The 16,704-nt window shown below is 40.3% G+C and carries 9 protein-coding genes and 1 riboswitch; of the genes, 8 read left to right on the forward strand and 1 reads right to left on the reverse strand.

From position 1 onward, the window contains the following. Positions 1 to 633, forward strand: coding sequence for an ABC transporter ATP-binding protein (locus tag ACEE44_RS03120; RefSeq protein WP_449171242.1), 633 nt, complete (start codon positions 1 to 3; stop codon positions 631 to 633). Between the two features lie 107 nt (positions 634 to 740). Continuing rightward, positions 741 to 844: riboswitch (glycine riboswitch) on the forward strand. 113 nt (positions 845 to 957) lie between these two features. After that, positions 958 to 2,292, forward strand: coding sequence for an alanine/glycine:cation symporter family protein (locus ACEE44_RS03125; RefSeq protein ID WP_449171243.1), 1,335 nt, complete (start codon positions 958 to 960; stop codon positions 2,290 to 2,292). 20 nt (positions 2,293 to 2,312) lie between these two features. On the opposite strand, the gene ACEE44_RS03130 is transcribed toward ACEE44_RS03125, so the two are convergent. After that, on the reverse strand, positions 2,313 to 3,512 hold the full coding sequence (locus tag ACEE44_RS03130) for a hypothetical protein (RefSeq protein WP_449171244.1): 1,200 nt from the start codon (positions 3,510 to 3,512) through the stop codon (positions 2,313 to 2,315). Positions 3,513 to 3,884: 372 nt separating this feature from the next. Between ACEE44_RS03130 and ACEE44_RS03135 the strand changes: the two genes are divergently transcribed. From ACEE44_RS03135 to ACEE44_RS03160, 6 genes are all read left to right on the forward strand, one after another. Then, entirely contained in the window at positions 3,885 to 4,445 is a 561-nt protein-coding gene (locus ACEE44_RS03135; protein WP_449171245.1) for a hypothetical protein, read from the forward strand. Between the two features lie 638 nt (positions 4,446 to 5,083). After that, positions 5,084 to 7,657, forward strand: a complete 2,574-nt coding sequence (locus ACEE44_RS03140) for an ATP-binding protein (RefSeq protein ID WP_449171246.1) — start codon at positions 5,084 to 5,086, stop codon at positions 7,655 to 7,657. Further along, entirely contained in the window at positions 7,647 to 8,216 is a 570-nt protein-coding gene (locus ACEE44_RS03145; protein WP_277697343.1) for a ParB N-terminal domain-containing protein, read from the forward strand. Before ACEE44_RS03140 ends, ACEE44_RS03145 begins: the two co-directional genes overlap by 11 nt. A gap of 98 nt (positions 8,217 to 8,314) precedes the next feature. After that, a complete protein-coding gene (locus ACEE44_RS03150) occupies positions 8,315 to 10,048 on the forward strand; it encodes a vWA domain-containing protein (RefSeq protein ID WP_449171247.1) in 1,734 nt (577 codons plus the stop codon). A 25-nt stretch (positions 10,049 to 10,073) separates the two neighbouring features. Further along, positions 10,074 to 12,986 carry a tubulin-like doman-containing protein gene (locus tag ACEE44_RS03155; RefSeq protein ID WP_449171248.1) on the forward strand — a complete coding sequence of 971 codons (2,913 nt, stop codon included), beginning with the start codon at positions 10,074 to 10,076 and terminating at the stop codon, positions 12,984 to 12,986. A gap of 55 nt (positions 12,987 to 13,041) precedes the next feature. After that, positions 13,042 to 16,404, forward strand: coding sequence for a tubulin-like doman-containing protein (locus ACEE44_RS03160; protein WP_449171249.1), 3,363 nt, complete (start codon positions 13,042 to 13,044; stop codon positions 16,402 to 16,404). Positions 16,405 to 16,704: the final 300 nt, after the last annotated feature.

Consider the following 16,704-nt stretch of genomic DNA (forward strand, 5'->3'; position numbering starts at 1 on the left):
ATGTTTTCTATCCAATCAGTTCAAAAGAAATTTGGGAAGCGCAGCTTGTTTTCTGATGTAACGCTAGACTTGCAGGCTGGAAAGGTCTATGCCTTGATAGGTGCCAGTGGTAGCGGAAAAACGACCTTGCTGAATACTTTAGCCAAGCTGGAGTCCTATGATGCAGGTGACATTCTCTACAAGGGTAAGGAATTGAAAAAGTTGAAGCCCCATCTCTTTTTTAGGGAGGAATTAGGCTATCTCTTTCAGAATTTTGGTTTGTTAGAAAGTCAGACAATCAAAGAAAATCTGGATTTGGGACTGATTGGTCAGAAATTGTCCAAAGACGAAAGGAAATCGAGGCAGGAAGTGGCACTTGATGCAGTTGGTCTGTCTTATCTGGACCTGTCCCAGCCTATCTATGAACTCTCAGGAGGAGAAGCCCAGCGGGTAGCTCTTGCTAAAGTCATCCTGAAAAATCCGCCATTGATTTTGGCAGATGAGCCGACGGCTGCCTTAGACCCTAAGAGCTCCCAAGAAATTATGGATATTTTGTTATCTTTGAAAAGTCCAGATAGACTAATTGTGATTGCCACCCATAATCCTTTGATTTGGGAGCGAGCAGACGTCATCATAAGAATGGAAGACTTATAATTTTTCAAAAAATATTCTTGATTTTTCCTGAAAAATAGTCTAGAATAGAGCAAGATAAAACTGAATAACCGGTTGATAGTGGGCAGAAAGGCGACTGACTGTCCAAAGGACGGAACTCTGGAGAGACCATCAGGCACCGAAGGGGCAAGGTGGTTCTGCTTGGAAAAGTAGAACTGCTGAAACTCTCAGGTAAAAGGACAGAGCGCATTGAAGACAGGGGATTTTCCTTTGTTTTTCGCGTTGATTCTGGAGGTTGATGAGTTCAGCCTCTTTTGTTTTTTCCGGCAGCTTTATCGGATTAAGAATTATACTTAGGAGGAAGCTATGTTAGAATTGATGCAGCACATCAATGATTTTGTTTGGGGTCCACCCCTCTTGTTACTCTTGGTCGGAACGGGTGTTTATTTTACCCTTCGTTTGGGAGTGTTTCAGGTCAGCAAGTTACCAACCGCCTTTCGTCTGATTTTCTCCAGTGACCAGTCTGGTCAGGGAGATGTGTCCAGCTTTGCGGCCCTCTGTACAGCTTTGGCAGCGACAGTTGGTACAGGAAATATCGTCGGAGTTGCGACAGCTATTACCACAGGTGGTCCTGGGGCTCTTTTCTGGATGTGGGTGGCGGCCTTTTTCGGGATGGCGACCAAGTATGCGGAAGGTTTTTTAGCTATCAAATATAGAACTAAGGATGCCAACGGTCAAGCAGCTGGTGGACCTATGCACTATATCACCTTGGGGATGGGACAGAAGTGGAAGCCCTTGGCAGTTTTCTTTGCTGTCTCAGGTGTCCTCGTAGCGCTTTTGGGGATGGGGACATTTTCACAGGTTAATTCCATTGCCTCATCTATGTCTGCTAGCTTTGGCTTGGCTCCCCAGTTGGTCAGCATTGTAACTGCCATTTCCATCGCATTCTTTATCTTTGGGGGAATTGAGAAGATTTCGGATATTTCGACCAAAATTGTTCCTTTCATGGCGATTTTGTATATCTTAGCAAGTGTAGCTGTTTTGGCCCTGCATTGGGAACAACTCTTGCCAACCCTTGCCTTAGTGTTCAAATCTGCCTTTACTCCAGCTGCAGCTGTGGGTAGTTTTGCAGGTGCGACCGTGCAACAAGCCATTCAGCGTGGGATTGCGCGTGGTGTGTTTTCAAATGAATCTGGTTTGGGTTCGGCGCCTATTGCAGCAGCAGCAGCTAAGTCAGATAATCCAGTAGAACAGGGCTTGATTTCTATGACGGGTACCTTTATCGATACACTCATCATCTGTACCTTGACAGGTTTGACCATTTTGGTGACAGGTCAGTGGTCTGTTGAAGGGCTGGCAGGTGCTCCGCTCACTCAGGCAGCCTTTGCTTCTGTCTTTGGACAGCCAGGGGCCTTGGCTCTAACCATCAGTTTGGTTCTCTTTGCCTATACGACCATTCTGGGTTGGTCTTACTATGGGGAGCGCTGTATCGAATTCCTCTTTGGAACCAAGTCTATCTTGCCTTACCGTATGGTCTTTGTAACCATGGTTGCTCTTGGTGGCTTCCTCAAGCTGGACTTGATTTGGACCATCGCAGATATTGTGAACGGGCTCATGGCTCTTCCAAATTTGATTGCCTTACTAGCTCTCTCTCCTGTCATTATCAAGGAAACACGCCAGTATTTTGCCAAGAAGAAATAAAAAAATAAGTGCAAAGGATTTTATTCCTCTGCACTTTTTTGCTGGCTTTGTGGTAGGAAATCCTGCCAAAATTCGTTCCAGGGTTTGACAATGTAGGCATAGCCTGAAGAAGGGAAGGTCCAGTCGACATTTTCAAAGTAGGCCATGGTGGCATTGGGTTCGATACGGTCGATGTTAGAAATTTGTTTGTTGAAGCTACCGAAGTTTTTCAAGGTCAGGCAGAGTTTGCGTTTTTCATTGGTCCGAATACGGACAGTGACCTTGAAACGTTTGGCCGGAGAATGCAGGCGAAAACTGCCGAAACGGATGGGAAAACTGGCAAAGTACTTGGTCTGCAAGTCAATGTGGTAGAGTTCAGAATCAGGAAGGTTTTCTACAAAGAGGCTACGCTTGTAAGGGTAGCGATGTTTTTCAATATCCAAGTCTTCGTCCAGAACCTGCACCCTATCGGAATAATCGATTTGGTTAATTCTTAGACTGATAAAGTGATTATTGCTTCGTAAGGCAGGTGTGGAGTAGAAGGTGTTTAGGATAAATCGGTCCTTATGAGGATGGACAGGATTGGGATAGTGGGAGATGTACTGCCGTTTGACTAGGACTTTATACTCTTTTTTCTTCATATCTGGATGGATAATGATGTCCCGTTCGTAAGATTGGTAATAGCGTCCTTGTTGGATAGATTCCTCTAAGTCCTGATTGAAGTGGAGGCTATCAAGGAGGGAGGGTTCCTCTTGTTGACAGTTAAGGATATTGGGAACATGGATAAGTGAAAAGAGGATGGTCGTTGCGATATAGTGGTGGTATTTTTCTTGGGAGTAGTAAGAGGCTAGTCTTTTTTCTTGTTCTAAAAACGATGGGTTTTCATGGCTTGAGTTTCTTGTTTGTTCACTAGCAGCTTCATGTAATTTTTTAGCAACACTAATAGTCGATATTTCTGTATATTGCATCATTCGATGTGCAAATTTCTCTACGATTTGAGAAAAATCTTGTTGTGCTAGATAGTTCTTGAGTTTCTGAGGGATATTTTTCCTTCCGTTGAAATACTTAGAGCAATCCGAAGTGCTAACATAAAATTCCTCATCTTCCTTGCCAGGGACTTCTAGAAATTGAAAGATACTGTTAACAATAGCTTCTTGTTTAACCCAGCCGATAGTTTTCTTATTTCTCTTATTGACTGCTAGGATAACCTGTAAAATTTCGCTAAAGGATAAAAAAATCATGGCTCAGTCTTCCTCTTTGAAAGCGTATTATATTTCTATTTTATCAAAAAAATTAAAGGAAATCAGCTAATTATGTGCTCGGAAACTTTCTTTTTTAATAAGGAAAGTTATTGTGTATATTTATTAAATATTTTGGCAACTTTTCAGTTGTGGATAGAAAGGAAATAGTCGGCGAAAAATGGTATATAACATATAAGAAATGTAGAAATCTAAATATTATTTATAATCTGTTCTGGATTCTAGTGATTAATCTATAAATAAAGGTGTTTGTAGATAGAGTCAATGGAGGTGATATAGATGTGTTTTTGTAATCGTTGTAGACTAACAAAAGTTGAAAAAGATGGAGATTATTGTGATGTATGTAGGAAAAAGGTGGCTGTGCCTACGAGTGTACCTTCCAATACTTTATCAACTCCTTCTGTTTTAAGACCAACGTTAGAGAATGGTAGATTGGGAATTTATTCTACCAACTATGTGAGTGGCGTTGTTAAAAATATTTCCCATGATGTTTTTAAAGGAGGGATAGGAGAACATATTCTTCACGCTGCAATTCATGGTGAGAGATTTTCACTATCAAGAGCAGTCACGATTGTTCAGATTTCCATCGACAAGGAGAGTAGTTGTCAACTTATAGCACATGGGAAAACTAGCAATTTTGGAGAAATTTCTGTAGGTAATAAGATTGAGGCTAGTGGCTACTTTAATAGAAAACATCAATTTATCACGAATACTTTGACAGATACGACAACTGGGGTTACCTACTACTATCATTCACAAACAACGAGTGTAGCTAAACTGTTAATATCAGTGTTTATTATTTTATCTATTTTTTTGGGTGTAATGATGCACATTACGTTTGGAAATATCCTTGTTTCAGTAGCAACAGTTGCTGTGGTTCTTGTTCTATTATTGTTTTCAAGTGATATAAAATAAACTAGAACTTCTTTGTTGATTGGTTTAGAGCTTACATAACCTGTGTAACCTGCATAAATCAGAAGAGGATTTTATATAGATACTAAAAAGATTGGTAGATAAGGCTAGTAGCTTACTTTTTGTATGACTAAACTAGTTTATTCTGGTTTCGGTAGCCCAGTGGAGGACGTACTTCGGGAATATATTATTTGCTCACTAGTAAAGGAACTGCCATAAAGTCTTAATTTGGGAACAAAAAGACAGCTAAAAAGTTTGGATAGGGTCCTATAACTATTATCGCTTTGTATGACAATAAATGAAATTATTAAGGAGAAAGAGATGGGGAAACTTATTGTTCAATTATTTATATTATGTATATTATTGGTGGTCATAATAAATCTACTCACACAATATTGGCCAATTATCTTTGTATTATTAGTTCTTATTATAATAGCTAAAGTACTTTTTGAAAGAGGAAAACGGTAAATTTATCATTTTAGATGATATTACAGTAACGAAATAAGTGGGGAGAGTAAGATACGAATAAATCTGCTAATCAGCCACTGTACTGAGATGTTGAAATGTACTCTGATAAGTGAGGTTGGATTTGAGCCTAGCCTTCAGGAATAGGGTCTGTATATTTGATATAGAGGTAGATTATGAGTTTTTTTGATGAAAAGGATAAGTTTTTGTCTCGTCTTCATTTGAATGAAAAAGAGTATTCAGGTATTCAGCTAACTCTTGATGATATTGAGTTCATGGGAAACTTATCATTTGTACGAATACATAAGATTTCAAGGGATGTAGATGAAAACGGTAGTATCAATCTTGGTATTGAGAATATTTTATCTGGATTTTCAACTATGTCCTCCCCCTTATGTTATCTGATAAAGGGGGATAAAAATGGGATTGGTATTTATGTCGGAGCAACTTCTGAGGACTTAGAGCGTGTTGTATCGGTCCTATCTTCACAGAGTCTCGTTTTTGAAACAGAATCAGTGAGCTATGAATCTATAAAAATTCCTACTCGTAAGGCTGGTTTGGTTATTGGACACCCACCTTCAATAACAGAAATTGAGGAGAAAAGTCTGGTATATCCTATTTGTCAGTCTATGCTTGGAAAAGATTTTTCCATTATGGTAATAGCTAAAAGCATCTCTCCCCAGTTAATGTATTTAGCAAAAGAATCTCTTCTTGAGGAATTGACGGATGCTAGCGAGGCCGTGGGAATAACTAGAACGATGGAGAGATCTATTGGAACGGAAAACAAGGAATCTAAGGACTATAGTGCTAGTAGGTATGTAAGTCATTTAGAGAAGAAACTAGAGCAGATAGAAAAAGGGATTTCGACAGGAAACTGGCATACTCAAATTTTTTTAACTGCTAGAAGAACTGCAGATTATAAACTCTTATCAGCTATGTTCCGAACTTCGTACTCGAAAGGAGCAGAAGTTATTGAACCATTACAGTTATTTCCAATGCAGCAATCTCCAGATAGACTAGCTATTGAACCGCTTGGTGTTAGATTGATAGATATTTATACTTCTCAGTATGCCATTAACCGTAAAGTCCTAGCTCTTCAAGGCTATGTTACTCAAACAGTTTTAAATTCCGAACAATTAGCCACATATTTCCAATATCCTGAGAAAGAAATAGCAGGATTTGCGGTTGATGAGCAGGTGGAATTTGAAGTTGAGAATCGTAGATATCATTTGGAAGTTCCATTTACAATTGGTGAAATTTGCACCAATCAATCCTCTGTATCAAAGCCATATCAGATTGAGATGACTGATTTTAATCGGCATGCTCTATTAATTGGCATGACAGGTTCGGGTAAAACGAACACTAGTAAACAACTGCTGTCATCTTTGTGGTGCCAGAAGTCCATTCCTTTTCTGGTCATTGAGTCAGCCAAGCGAGAATATTGGGATTTATCCAATCTATCAGCTGTGGGAGGACAAAATAATTTTTCTGATTTGATGGTATTTACCTTAGGAGAAGAATCCAGCAAAAGAGGTGTTCCTTATCGTATTAATCCATTTGAAGTTATTGGAACTGCTTCTATTCAAGCTCATATTGATAGATTGTTTTCTACATTTAAAGCTAGTTTCGATTTGGTCTCCCCGACTCCGTTTATATTGGAACAAGCTTTATATGAAATTTACCAAGATGCAGGTTGGGACATTGTTACTAATGAGAATAAGTATGGTTACTCAGCCTACCCTACCTTGACAGACTTAGTTTTAAAGATTGATGAAATCACAAAAGTAAGCGGTTACAAAGGAGAGGTTGAAGCCAACATCAAAGCTAGTCTGAGAGCTAGAATTAATTCTTTGAGGATTGGTGGTAAGGGTTACATGTTGGATGTTCAAAAAAGCCTACCTATTCACTTACTAATGGAAAAACCAGCCATTCTAGAATTAGAGGATTTAGGAGACGATGAAACAAAATCTTTTGTTATTGGTCTTTTGCTGACACAAATTTATGAATATCATCAATCGAAATCTCTGACAATGGGAAGAAATCCTTTTAAACACTTATTAGTCATTGAAGAAGCTCATAGATTGTTAAAAGAAGTCAGTGGTGAAGAAGTAAGCAAGCGGAAAGCTATTGAATTTTTTACAAACCTATTAGCAGAAATTCGTAGTTTTGGTCAAGGGATATTTATTATAGATCAAATTCCAACAAAACTAGCAGGGGATATTCTTAAAAACACAAATTTAAAAATAGTCCATCGAACAGTTTCAGAAGAGGATCGCTTGGCTATAGGAAAGTCGATGAATATGACGGAGGAACAACTTTCTTATCTAAGTAGTTTAAAGCGTGGGATTGCTGCTGTTTATTCAGAAGGGGATTTTAGACCCAAGCTTGTACAAATGCCTTGTGTTGAAAGTGAAGCAAGAATTAGTCGAGAGCAGGTGTTGAAAAACACCTTTGATTCCTATCGTACATTTCTTGAGGATAAAGGCAATTCAGATTTCAGTAATCCATTCCTTTCGCACTTTAACAAGGATAGGATTGATACAAGTTACTATATCAGTCAGATACATCAACATGGCTTACTGAATGTTTTGAATAGTCTATTAACCAAGTATAGGGAAAGGGTATCTATTTCAGAAGCGGAGGAGAATGTATTTATGGAGGCGTTCATACTTTCTTTAAATATCCCACCTAGTTTACAGAGAGAGTATCTAACTATATTGAAAAAGAGGAGGAGAAGCCATGTCCTATGAAAATGAAAGTCTTGAGCAACAGACAGAAACAACCAATATTGAAGCTTTAGATATATGGGAGCAGTATCATCCGACGATTGATATTCCTTTAGATACTACTTTCTATACTCCTGCTGAAATTGAAAGAAATTCAATGAACACACTTCTTGACGAGGAACTTTCGAATTACGATTGCAGAGCATTAAAAGAGAATGCCTATATGGCTTCTGTCAATCCCAATGATATTCTATTTACAGAGTCGCATATAGAGAATTTTGGATGGGAAAAACGACCGGAGTCTGATTATCTTAGACTGGTATCTAGCTATTCTCAAATAGATAAGCTTCAAGGAGAGGGGATGAGCTTGGAATCAATCAAACAAGCGCATCCTAAACTAGCAGATAGTGTTGTACTAGGTTTTGAGCAAGTACCACTTGTCAGTCAACTGGATGGAAAATATGTGTTAGATGCGGATGGAAGGCATCGAGTCAGGGCGGCGCAAAAGGCAGGGCTAAGTAGCATTAATGTCAAGGTTGTCGGACAGTATACAAAGAAAGGACGGGGAGACTATATGGGATAGTCAAATATAGCAACTGTCAGCTGGAAACTAGTCACTACAGGATGTATAAATTGCCACAGGTGATTAGTCATAATTTTATTAAACTCTAAGGAGGACCTATGAAAACAATAGCAAAAATACTAACAATTTTCCTTGTAGCCATAAACTTAGTTGTTGGTTACTTACCTGTATTTGCCAACGGCTCTGAGGTTGCAAGAGGTATGGAAGTCATCTTTGTAGTTGATGATTCAGCTTCTATGCAAGATAATGACCCTAATAAACTGGCTGGCGAGGCAGTTCGTCGATTTGTTGACTTACTTCCAGCGGAGGGAGATAAGCTTGGGATTTTGACTTATAGTTTTAATCCTATTGAACGTCAAGATTTAATGACTATAACTGGCAAGGATGCCAAGCAGAAATTGAAAGATTTTTCTATACAGAAGATTACTCAAAAAGGTCATAATACAGATACCGCGGCAGGTCTTGCCGGTGCAGCACAAATGTTGGAGGCCAATAAGGACAGTCAGTCCAAAAAAGCAGTTGTCCTCATTACAGATGGAGCCAATGATTTTCGTAATACTAATAGAACAGAGGCAGAATCAAATGCAGTTTTATCTGAATTTATGAGCAAGGGGTATCCAGTATATACGATTGGGATTAATCCTGAAACTGATCACTTCAAAAATTATTTGATTACTATTGCGCAACAATCAGGAGCCAAGTCTTGGTTTCCCAAGTCTGCAGATGAGCTGAATGGCATAATTAAAGAAGTTGCAGCAGTGCTTGGAAATATTGATTTGGCAAATTCATCGTTTGTTACGGTTAAACCAGATCAGTTCACAGACATTGTTCAAAAGGTTCCTGAAGCTGTATTAGAGGCCAATATTCAGATCGACCATGAGGAGCCGATTTCAATTGAGGTGGTCAATACCGCTGGTAAAACAATTGATTTATCAGATGAGAAGCAAGTTCTTCTTTACTCTGAAGAAAAATATACAAACGTAAAACTTCTTCATCCAGAAGAGGGGGATTGGACCATTAGGGTTAAGTCAAAAACGAAACAGATTCAAGTTAAGGTTGATTGGATTTTTAATCATGATGCAGAAGTCAAATTAGAAGTTCCTGAGGATATTAAGGTAGGTAAAGAGGCTGTTGCTAGTGTCAAACTTGGCTTAAAGGGGGTTGAGTTCACCCCAGAAAATTATTCTGGTTTTTCTGGAGAATTAACCATAACCAATGTCACCAAGGATAAAGTAGAAACAGTACCCATGTCACTTGAAACAGATCAATTGACCGCAAGTTTTGTTCTAGATGAGGAGGCAGATTACATCCTTCAAGCCTCTGTCAAGGGAGTTAACTTTAATAAGAATAGTAACAGCATTAACATCAATCTGACATCGGCTACTCCAGCCAAAGAAGAAAAAGCTACTGGTTTGCCCCTCTGGCTCATCATTGTTTTAGGTCTATTGGGCTTGTCCGTCCTAGCTGTAGTCCTTAAATTATTTAGTAGTGCAAACAGTGGACCGAAATTAAATGCCCGTCTAGAGATTGTTCTTACAGATGCAGGAGCAACGGTTCAGGATGCTTATGTCAGTCTTCCGCCTAAAAATAAAGTAGCTTTGAAAGATCTTCTGAAACAGGCTAGGATGAAATCCGTGCTTGGGGGAACAGAATCTAAAATCTTTTTAGTGGCTTCCAGAAATCAAGCTAGGACAATTCACGTAGAGGTTGATAGGAAAGTGACTGATTTGGAAATTATTGGTAATTTCAATAATACCTTAAAACCGGGAGACGAAATCGGCTTTAGCAAAAACGGGTCTCTCACCCTAACTATTCGCTATCCAGATTATTGATAAAAATGAACAGGAGTAACCACCTATGCCAATACCAAATAATGTGCAAGACCAGCTTGCCTATTTGAAGTATAGTGAAGCCTTTATCCTGGATGACTTCAAAGGTCATGTGACCAAGACCCCCACCCTGATCATCGGTGTCGGAGGAACGGGGATCAAGGCCCTGGTCAAAACCAAGCACCTCTACAAGACCCGCTACAAGAAATCTGACCACCTCTATTTCTTTGGGATTGATACCGATGAGAATGCCAAGGGAATCAACGAAAAATCTACCCTACAAGAAACACATTTAGAAGATGAGGAGTTTTTCCATCTGGATAGCAAAGCCTTGGCTGAAATGAAACGACCCTATACATGGACAAAGGAAATCAAAAGTTTCATGCCGGAACAGGTAGACATTTTTTTAGGAGAGCACAACTCAGGTGGCTATCGCCTAGCAGGACGTTTTCTGCTCTTCCAGTACATTGATGCTTTAGCTAGTAAATTACATAAAATCATCAAGCAGATTAAGCTTGGGGCTGCCGTCCAAATACATAATACTCAAATCAACATTATGATTTTGACCGGTATTGGTGGAGGGACGGGTTCAGGCTGTTCCCTTGACCTAGCCTATCTACTGAGAGCTGTTTTATACAGGGATTTCCAGCTGGATGCAGACCAATATAGGATGAATGGCTACATCATCCTGCCAGATGTCAATGCCCTTGATGCAGACAATCCTTATTTGGGGAAAAATGGCTATGCCTATCTTAAGGAATTGGACTATTTGAACTCCTTAAGAGAAAATGGCGAGCTTTTCGAGCAAACCTATAATGAAAAATACCGCTATAGTGGAGATGAAGCACCCTTTGTTCCCTATCTATTTTCAAGTGAGGATGCAGAAGGATATACCAGTCCGCAAGGCTTTGATAGAGTGCTGGGGATTGTGTCAGAAAGTATCATGGAGTTCATATCAGAAGACATAGAAAAACATGCTCCTGATATCATGTCCATTATTGAGCAATCTTTAATCCCTATCGTACCCAAGCCTGACATTGAGTGTACGTTCTACGGGACCTTTGGTTCTGCAAGCTACCGCCTGCCTCTGCAAGAGATGACCCAGTATCTCTTTGGCTTGACCTTTGAAACGCTTGAACCCCTCTTCGGAGAAAATCAATCCAATCCCAAGGACCAAGACTTTACGCAACTATTTAATGATCTCTGCCTTAGCAAGCTAGAGTCAACCTGTAATATACATAGATGGTATAGGAGAGGGCATCTCTTTGAACATGATAATTGGAAAAATCTGATTAAATCTGGGAGGGAATATTCCTATGACAATGTCATTATCGCTGATAGGGCACAAATCTACCAGAAGCTTAGACAAGACATTTATAGGCCTATCCAGGATGTCATGGGGCAAGTAGTCCACGATTTTTATGATAGAAACCTATCTTCAGCAGATAGTTTCAATAATCCCAATGATGCTCGGTCTTTTAGGGAGCAATTGGAAACCATCTTAAACCATGCTTTTGTAGACCCTGACAGAGGCCCTATCTTTGTTGCTAAACTCTTCGGTTTTGGAGATGGCAATCCCTATACCAACCACACTCTTAATAGGCAAGCAAAATATATGTATGACTTGGCAGTGAGTGCTGAAAGAGAGGTTGAGGAACGCATTCAGTCTACAAAGGATAGGCTTACTTTCTTGAGGCAGGAGGACTATAAATCGAAATTAGCAGTATGGGACGGCCGTCGAACCAAGGAGGACATTGTAGAGGACTACATCCAAACAACCATCAATCTGGTGAATGCTGAGGCTGAGAAGCTTTATTATCAAACCTTCCAGAGGATTTACCAAGGCTATGGACAAATTATCACTACAGTCTTTAGGGATATCTATAGGCCAATGGCAGAAATCTTGCTAGAGATGAGAGAGATTTCTGCTCAAGTAGTTCAAAATCTAACCAGTACCTATGCCCTACCAGAAACCTCTACTAGTCAGTTTTTCCTTGATTTACAAAATGTCCTGCAATCCATCAAAAAAGAGGTGGATAGCAAGACTGATACTCAAAAGCAACAGCTGATGGACGACTTCTTGAAGAAATATTTTGGACAGAAGGAAAAATTCATCGGTCAGACGGATGATATCGACATTATCGGCTTTGTCAAGGCATTCTTGCAAGACTGGTATGGAAAAGGTATCCTATCCTTCAGCTTGGCCGATGCTATCAAACGTGAAGCAGGTATTCGAGATGGTATTATTCAAGCTAATGACTCTTTGGCTAAGATTCCAAGCATAAATGATATTGATTTAGATGGGTATCTTAAAAACAGAATTGTTAATATGATAAAAACGGATAGGCGGCCGATGATCCATCTCCAGTCCCGTATGTCAGGAGGTAATCAGGCCATCCATCGGTTGACCAAAGACTTAAACCTAGAGCTGCTTACCCTGCCAGCTGATAGCTCTGCCGATTCGATTTATCATGAGATTAAATATATGGATGTTTTCAAGGAGCTTGTTCGACCTGGAGACAATAGTCATATCTTCATGTTAAACTTCGTCTACGGTTTCCCTCTCTATATGTACTCAAACATTCTACAGTATGAAGATGAATACCAGGCTGCTCTTATGAATGACTACTGTCACTCTGAGTTCCTTCATCTCTATGCAATCAAGGACAAAGACTGGAGACAGCTACCCGGTGTCATACCAGTGGACAACTGGGCGGGTGATGCTCAGAAGATGGCAGATAAAAGGGCCTTCTATCAGCATGAGGAGAAACAAGCCGTCTTTGATCGTGCAGTTGCTCACGGCATTATTAAAGAAGAGGGGGATAGCTATATCCTACCAATCAATGGAGGAACGGTCCTAGATAAGGCAACAGCCATCCAACGGTTTATGAAAATGTATGAAAATTATAAACAGATAAAAAACATGCTTCCATCATCCTAAGCATCCACAAACTACAGTATTCAAATCTTAAAAATAAAAAAAGGAGTAACGACCTATGCCAAATCATTTACCAACTAAAGTACAAGACCAGCTTGCCTATTTGAAGTATAGTGAGGCCTTTATCCTAGATGACTTCAAGAGCCATGTGACCAAGACCCCCACCCTTATCATCGGTGTCGGAGGAACAGGGGTCAAGGCCCTGGTCAAAACCAAGCACCTCTATAAGACCCGCTACAAGGAATCCAAGCACCTCTATTTCTACGGGATTGATACCGATGAGAATGCCAAGGCAATCAACGAAAGATCTCTCCTACAACAAACAAATTTAGAAGATGAGGAATTTTTCCATCTTCATAGCAACCTGCTGGCTCAAATGAGGGAACCCCATAAGTGGACACCGGCAATACATGGTTTCATGCCAGACCAGGTAACCTTTGATCCAGCAACTCAAGGAGCGGGCGGCTACCGCTTAGCAGGCCGGTTCCTGCTCTTCAAGCATATTGATGCTTTAGCTAGTAAATTACATAAAATCATCAAGCAGATTAGGCTTGGGGCTGCCGTCCCAGGGAATAATACTCAAATCAATATTATGATTTTGACCGGTATTGGTGGAGGGACCGGTTCTGGCTGTTCCCTTGATATAGCCTATCTACTAAGAGCTATTTTATTCAGGGACTTCCAGTTGACTGATAATTTCTATAGCATGAACGGCTACATCATCCTACCAGATGTCAATGCCCTTGATGCAGACAATCCTTATCTGGGGAAAAATGGCTATGCCTATCTCAAGGAATTGGACTATTTGAACTCCTTAAGAGAAAATGGAGAGCTTTTTGAGCAAACCTATAGTGGTACCTATCGCTATAGTGGAGATGAAGCCCCCTTTGTTCCCTATCTATTTTCAAGTGAGGATGCAGAAGGGCACACCAGCCCGCAAGGCTTTGATAGAGTGCTGGGGATTGTGTCAGAAAGTATCATGGAGTTCATATCAGACTCCATAGACAACAATGGTCAGAATACCCAAAGCATCATATCCAATATTAATCAGAGCTTAACTGCTGTCGTTGACAAGGATGATATTGAGTGTATGGACTACAGAACCTTTGGTTCTGCCAGCTACCGCCTGCCCCTCCAAGAAATGACCCAGTATCTCTTCGGCTTGACCTTTGAAACGCTTGAACCCCTCTTTGAACCCAATCAATCCAATCCCAAGGATGCAGACTTTACACAGCTTTTTAACGACCTCTACCTTAGCAGGCTAGAGTCAACCAACAATATCCATGCTTGGTATCAGAGAGGAAATCTCTTTGAACACGTCAGTTGGAAAGAGTTGATTAAATCTGGGAAGGAATATTCCTACGACAATGTCATTTCCTCTGACAGGGCACAAATCTATAGCAGGCTTAAAAAAGACATTTATTATCCTATTCAAGATGTGATGACGCAAGTAGGCTACGATATTCATGATAAGAACCTATCTTCAGCAGATAGTTTCAAGGATCCAAATGATGCTCGGTCTTTTAGGGAGCAATTGGTAACCATTTTAAACCAGTCTTTTGTAGACCCTGCCAGAGGCCCTATCTTTGTCGCTAAACTCTTCGGTTTTGGAGATGGTAATCCCTATACTAACCATACTCTTAATAGGCAAGCAGACTATATGTATGACTTGGCAGTGGAGGCTGAAAGAGAGACTGAGGATCGAATCCAAACTGTAAGGGAGCGTCTTACGTACTTGAAGAGTGAGGAGCCTAAAACGATTAAAGGGAATATATTTGACAAACGGCGAACCAAGGAGGACATTGTAGAGGACTACATCCAAACAACCATCAATCTGGTGAATGCTGAGGCTGAGAAGCTTTATTATCAAACCTTCCAGAGGATTTATGAGGGCTATGGGAAAATTATCGATACAGTCTTTAGGGATATCTATCGCCCAATGGCAGAAATATTGCTAGAGATGCGGAAGAATTTGGAAGAATCTGTTCAGCACCTGACCAGTGACTATGCCCTGCAGGAAACATCGACTATTAAGTTTTTCCTTGATTTGCAAAATGTCCTGCAATCCATCAAAAAAGAGGTGGATAACAAGACTGATATTGAGAAGCAACAGTTGAAGGAAAAATTCTTGGAGCAGTATTTTGCTCAGCAGAATAAATTTATCGGAAGACCCGATGAAGTCGACATTATCGGCTTTGTCAAGGCATTCTTGCAAGAACGGTATGGTCAAGGCATCTTAAGTACCCGTCTAGCTGCTGCTATCAAACGTGAGGCAGGGATTCGAGATGGTATTATTCAAGCTGATGACTCTTTGACTAATATTCCAAACATAAATGATATTGATTTAGATGGGTATCTTAGAAAAAGTATTGTTACAAGAATAAAAACGGATAGTCAACCCCTAATTCATCTCAGATCCAATATGCCAGCAGGGGATGCAGTCATCACCCAGTTGACCCAAAACTTAAACTATGAGCAGCTTGCCCTGCCTGCTGATTCTTCCGCAGATCCGATTCATCAGGCAATTGTGGATATGAATGACATCAATCAGCTTGATCGCATCGAGGATAATAGTCATATCTCTATGTTAAACTTCGTCTACGGTTTCTCTCTATATATGTACTCAAAAATTTCACAGTATGAGGATGAGTATCAGGCTGCTCTTGGTCATGACCCAAGCCATCCAGAAGCTCTCCACCTCTTTGCGACCAAGGACAAAGATTGGAGACAGCTACCGGGTGTCATACCATTGGCCAACTGGGCAGGTGATGCTAGGAAGATGGCCGATAAAAGCTCCTTCTACCAGCATGAGGAAAAATCAACCCTCTTTGATCGTGCAGTAGACTATGACATTATTAGAGAAGAGGGGGATAACTACATCTTACCAATCAATAATGATATGCGTTTATCTAAAAGAACAGCTGTTCAGCGGTTTATGAAAATGTATGAAAATTACAAGCTGATTAAGACCCTGGTTGAACAGGAAACAGAGAGGCGGCAAGCTGAAGAAGCGGCTAATAGTGCGAAAGAAGAGCAGGAGAAAGCTAGTCAATGGCGTTTTAAGGTTCTTCTATCTGGCTTGATTAGGCCGAAAGAAGGGGGCTTGGTATACGAGTTAGTATTGCGTGGTCAGGTGTTCGAGTTGGGGAACTTCCTAAAATATAATCATTGGAAAGAGTACTATATGATCCAAAGAGCAGAGGAGGTCTTGAACCCGCAACAGTTGCAAGAATTTGCGACAGAGGTTGATGAAGTCTTTGAGAAGTTATCGGCGGAACTTGCCATTCTTCAGACCGTTGAGGAGTTCCAAGAAAGGGTTCTTCAGGCTAAAAGGAATATCATTGCAAAAGCCCCTGATGGTCAAACGGAGATGCTAGCCTTTTATGAGGGACTTGAAAGAGAGATTGCTAATATTATCTAAGATTGGCCTAAGACCAGTGGCGACCTAGATTAGGCTAGCTTGGAGGTGGGCAGGGGACCAGTAGAAGGTCCTCCTCCCTTGTTTCCAAGCAGACAGGATATCATGTTACCGTCTTTAAGTACTAGCTGAACTGACTTAGGAAGCCTCTTATAGACATTTAGTTTTACTTAGCTTACTTCGACGAGCGAAGAAAAATCCTTTCCTTATTTTCGACCTCAAAAATCCTACCCTTATTTACGGTTGTCACCACCATTCATTGATTGATAGGTAGTTAGCAAAATCCTGCCGACTTTTTCATCT

The organism is Streptococcus sp. 32226D021BW, assembly GCF_053545015.1.

Excerpts from the sequence above, each read along its gene's own strand:
- ACEE44_RS03120 (WP_449171242.1), top strand. The coding sequence starts at position 1 with ATGTTTTCTATCCAATCAGTTCAAAAGAAATTTGGGAAGCGCAGCTTG.
- ACEE44_RS03125 (WP_449171243.1), top strand. The coding sequence starts at position 958 with ATGTTAGAATTGATGCAGCACATCAATGATTTTGTTTGGGGTCCACCC.
- ACEE44_RS03130 (WP_449171244.1), bottom strand. The coding sequence starts at position 3,512 with ATGATTTTTTTATCCTTTAGCGAAATTTTACAGGTTATCCTAGCAGTC.
- ACEE44_RS03140 (WP_449171246.1), top strand. The coding sequence starts at position 5,084 with ATGAGTTTTTTTGATGAAAAGGATAAGTTTTTGTCTCGTCTTCATTTG.
- ACEE44_RS03145 (WP_277697343.1), top strand. The coding sequence starts at position 7,647 with ATGTCCTATGAAAATGAAAGTCTTGAGCAACAGACAGAAACAACCAAT.
- ACEE44_RS03150 (WP_449171247.1), top strand. The coding sequence starts at position 8,315 with ATGAAAACAATAGCAAAAATACTAACAATTTTCCTTGTAGCCATAAAC.
- ACEE44_RS03155 (WP_449171248.1), top strand. The coding sequence starts at position 10,074 with ATGCCAATACCAAATAATGTGCAAGACCAGCTTGCCTATTTGAAGTAT.
- ACEE44_RS03160 (WP_449171249.1), top strand. The coding sequence starts at position 13,042 with ATGCCAAATCATTTACCAACTAAAGTACAAGACCAGCTTGCCTATTTG.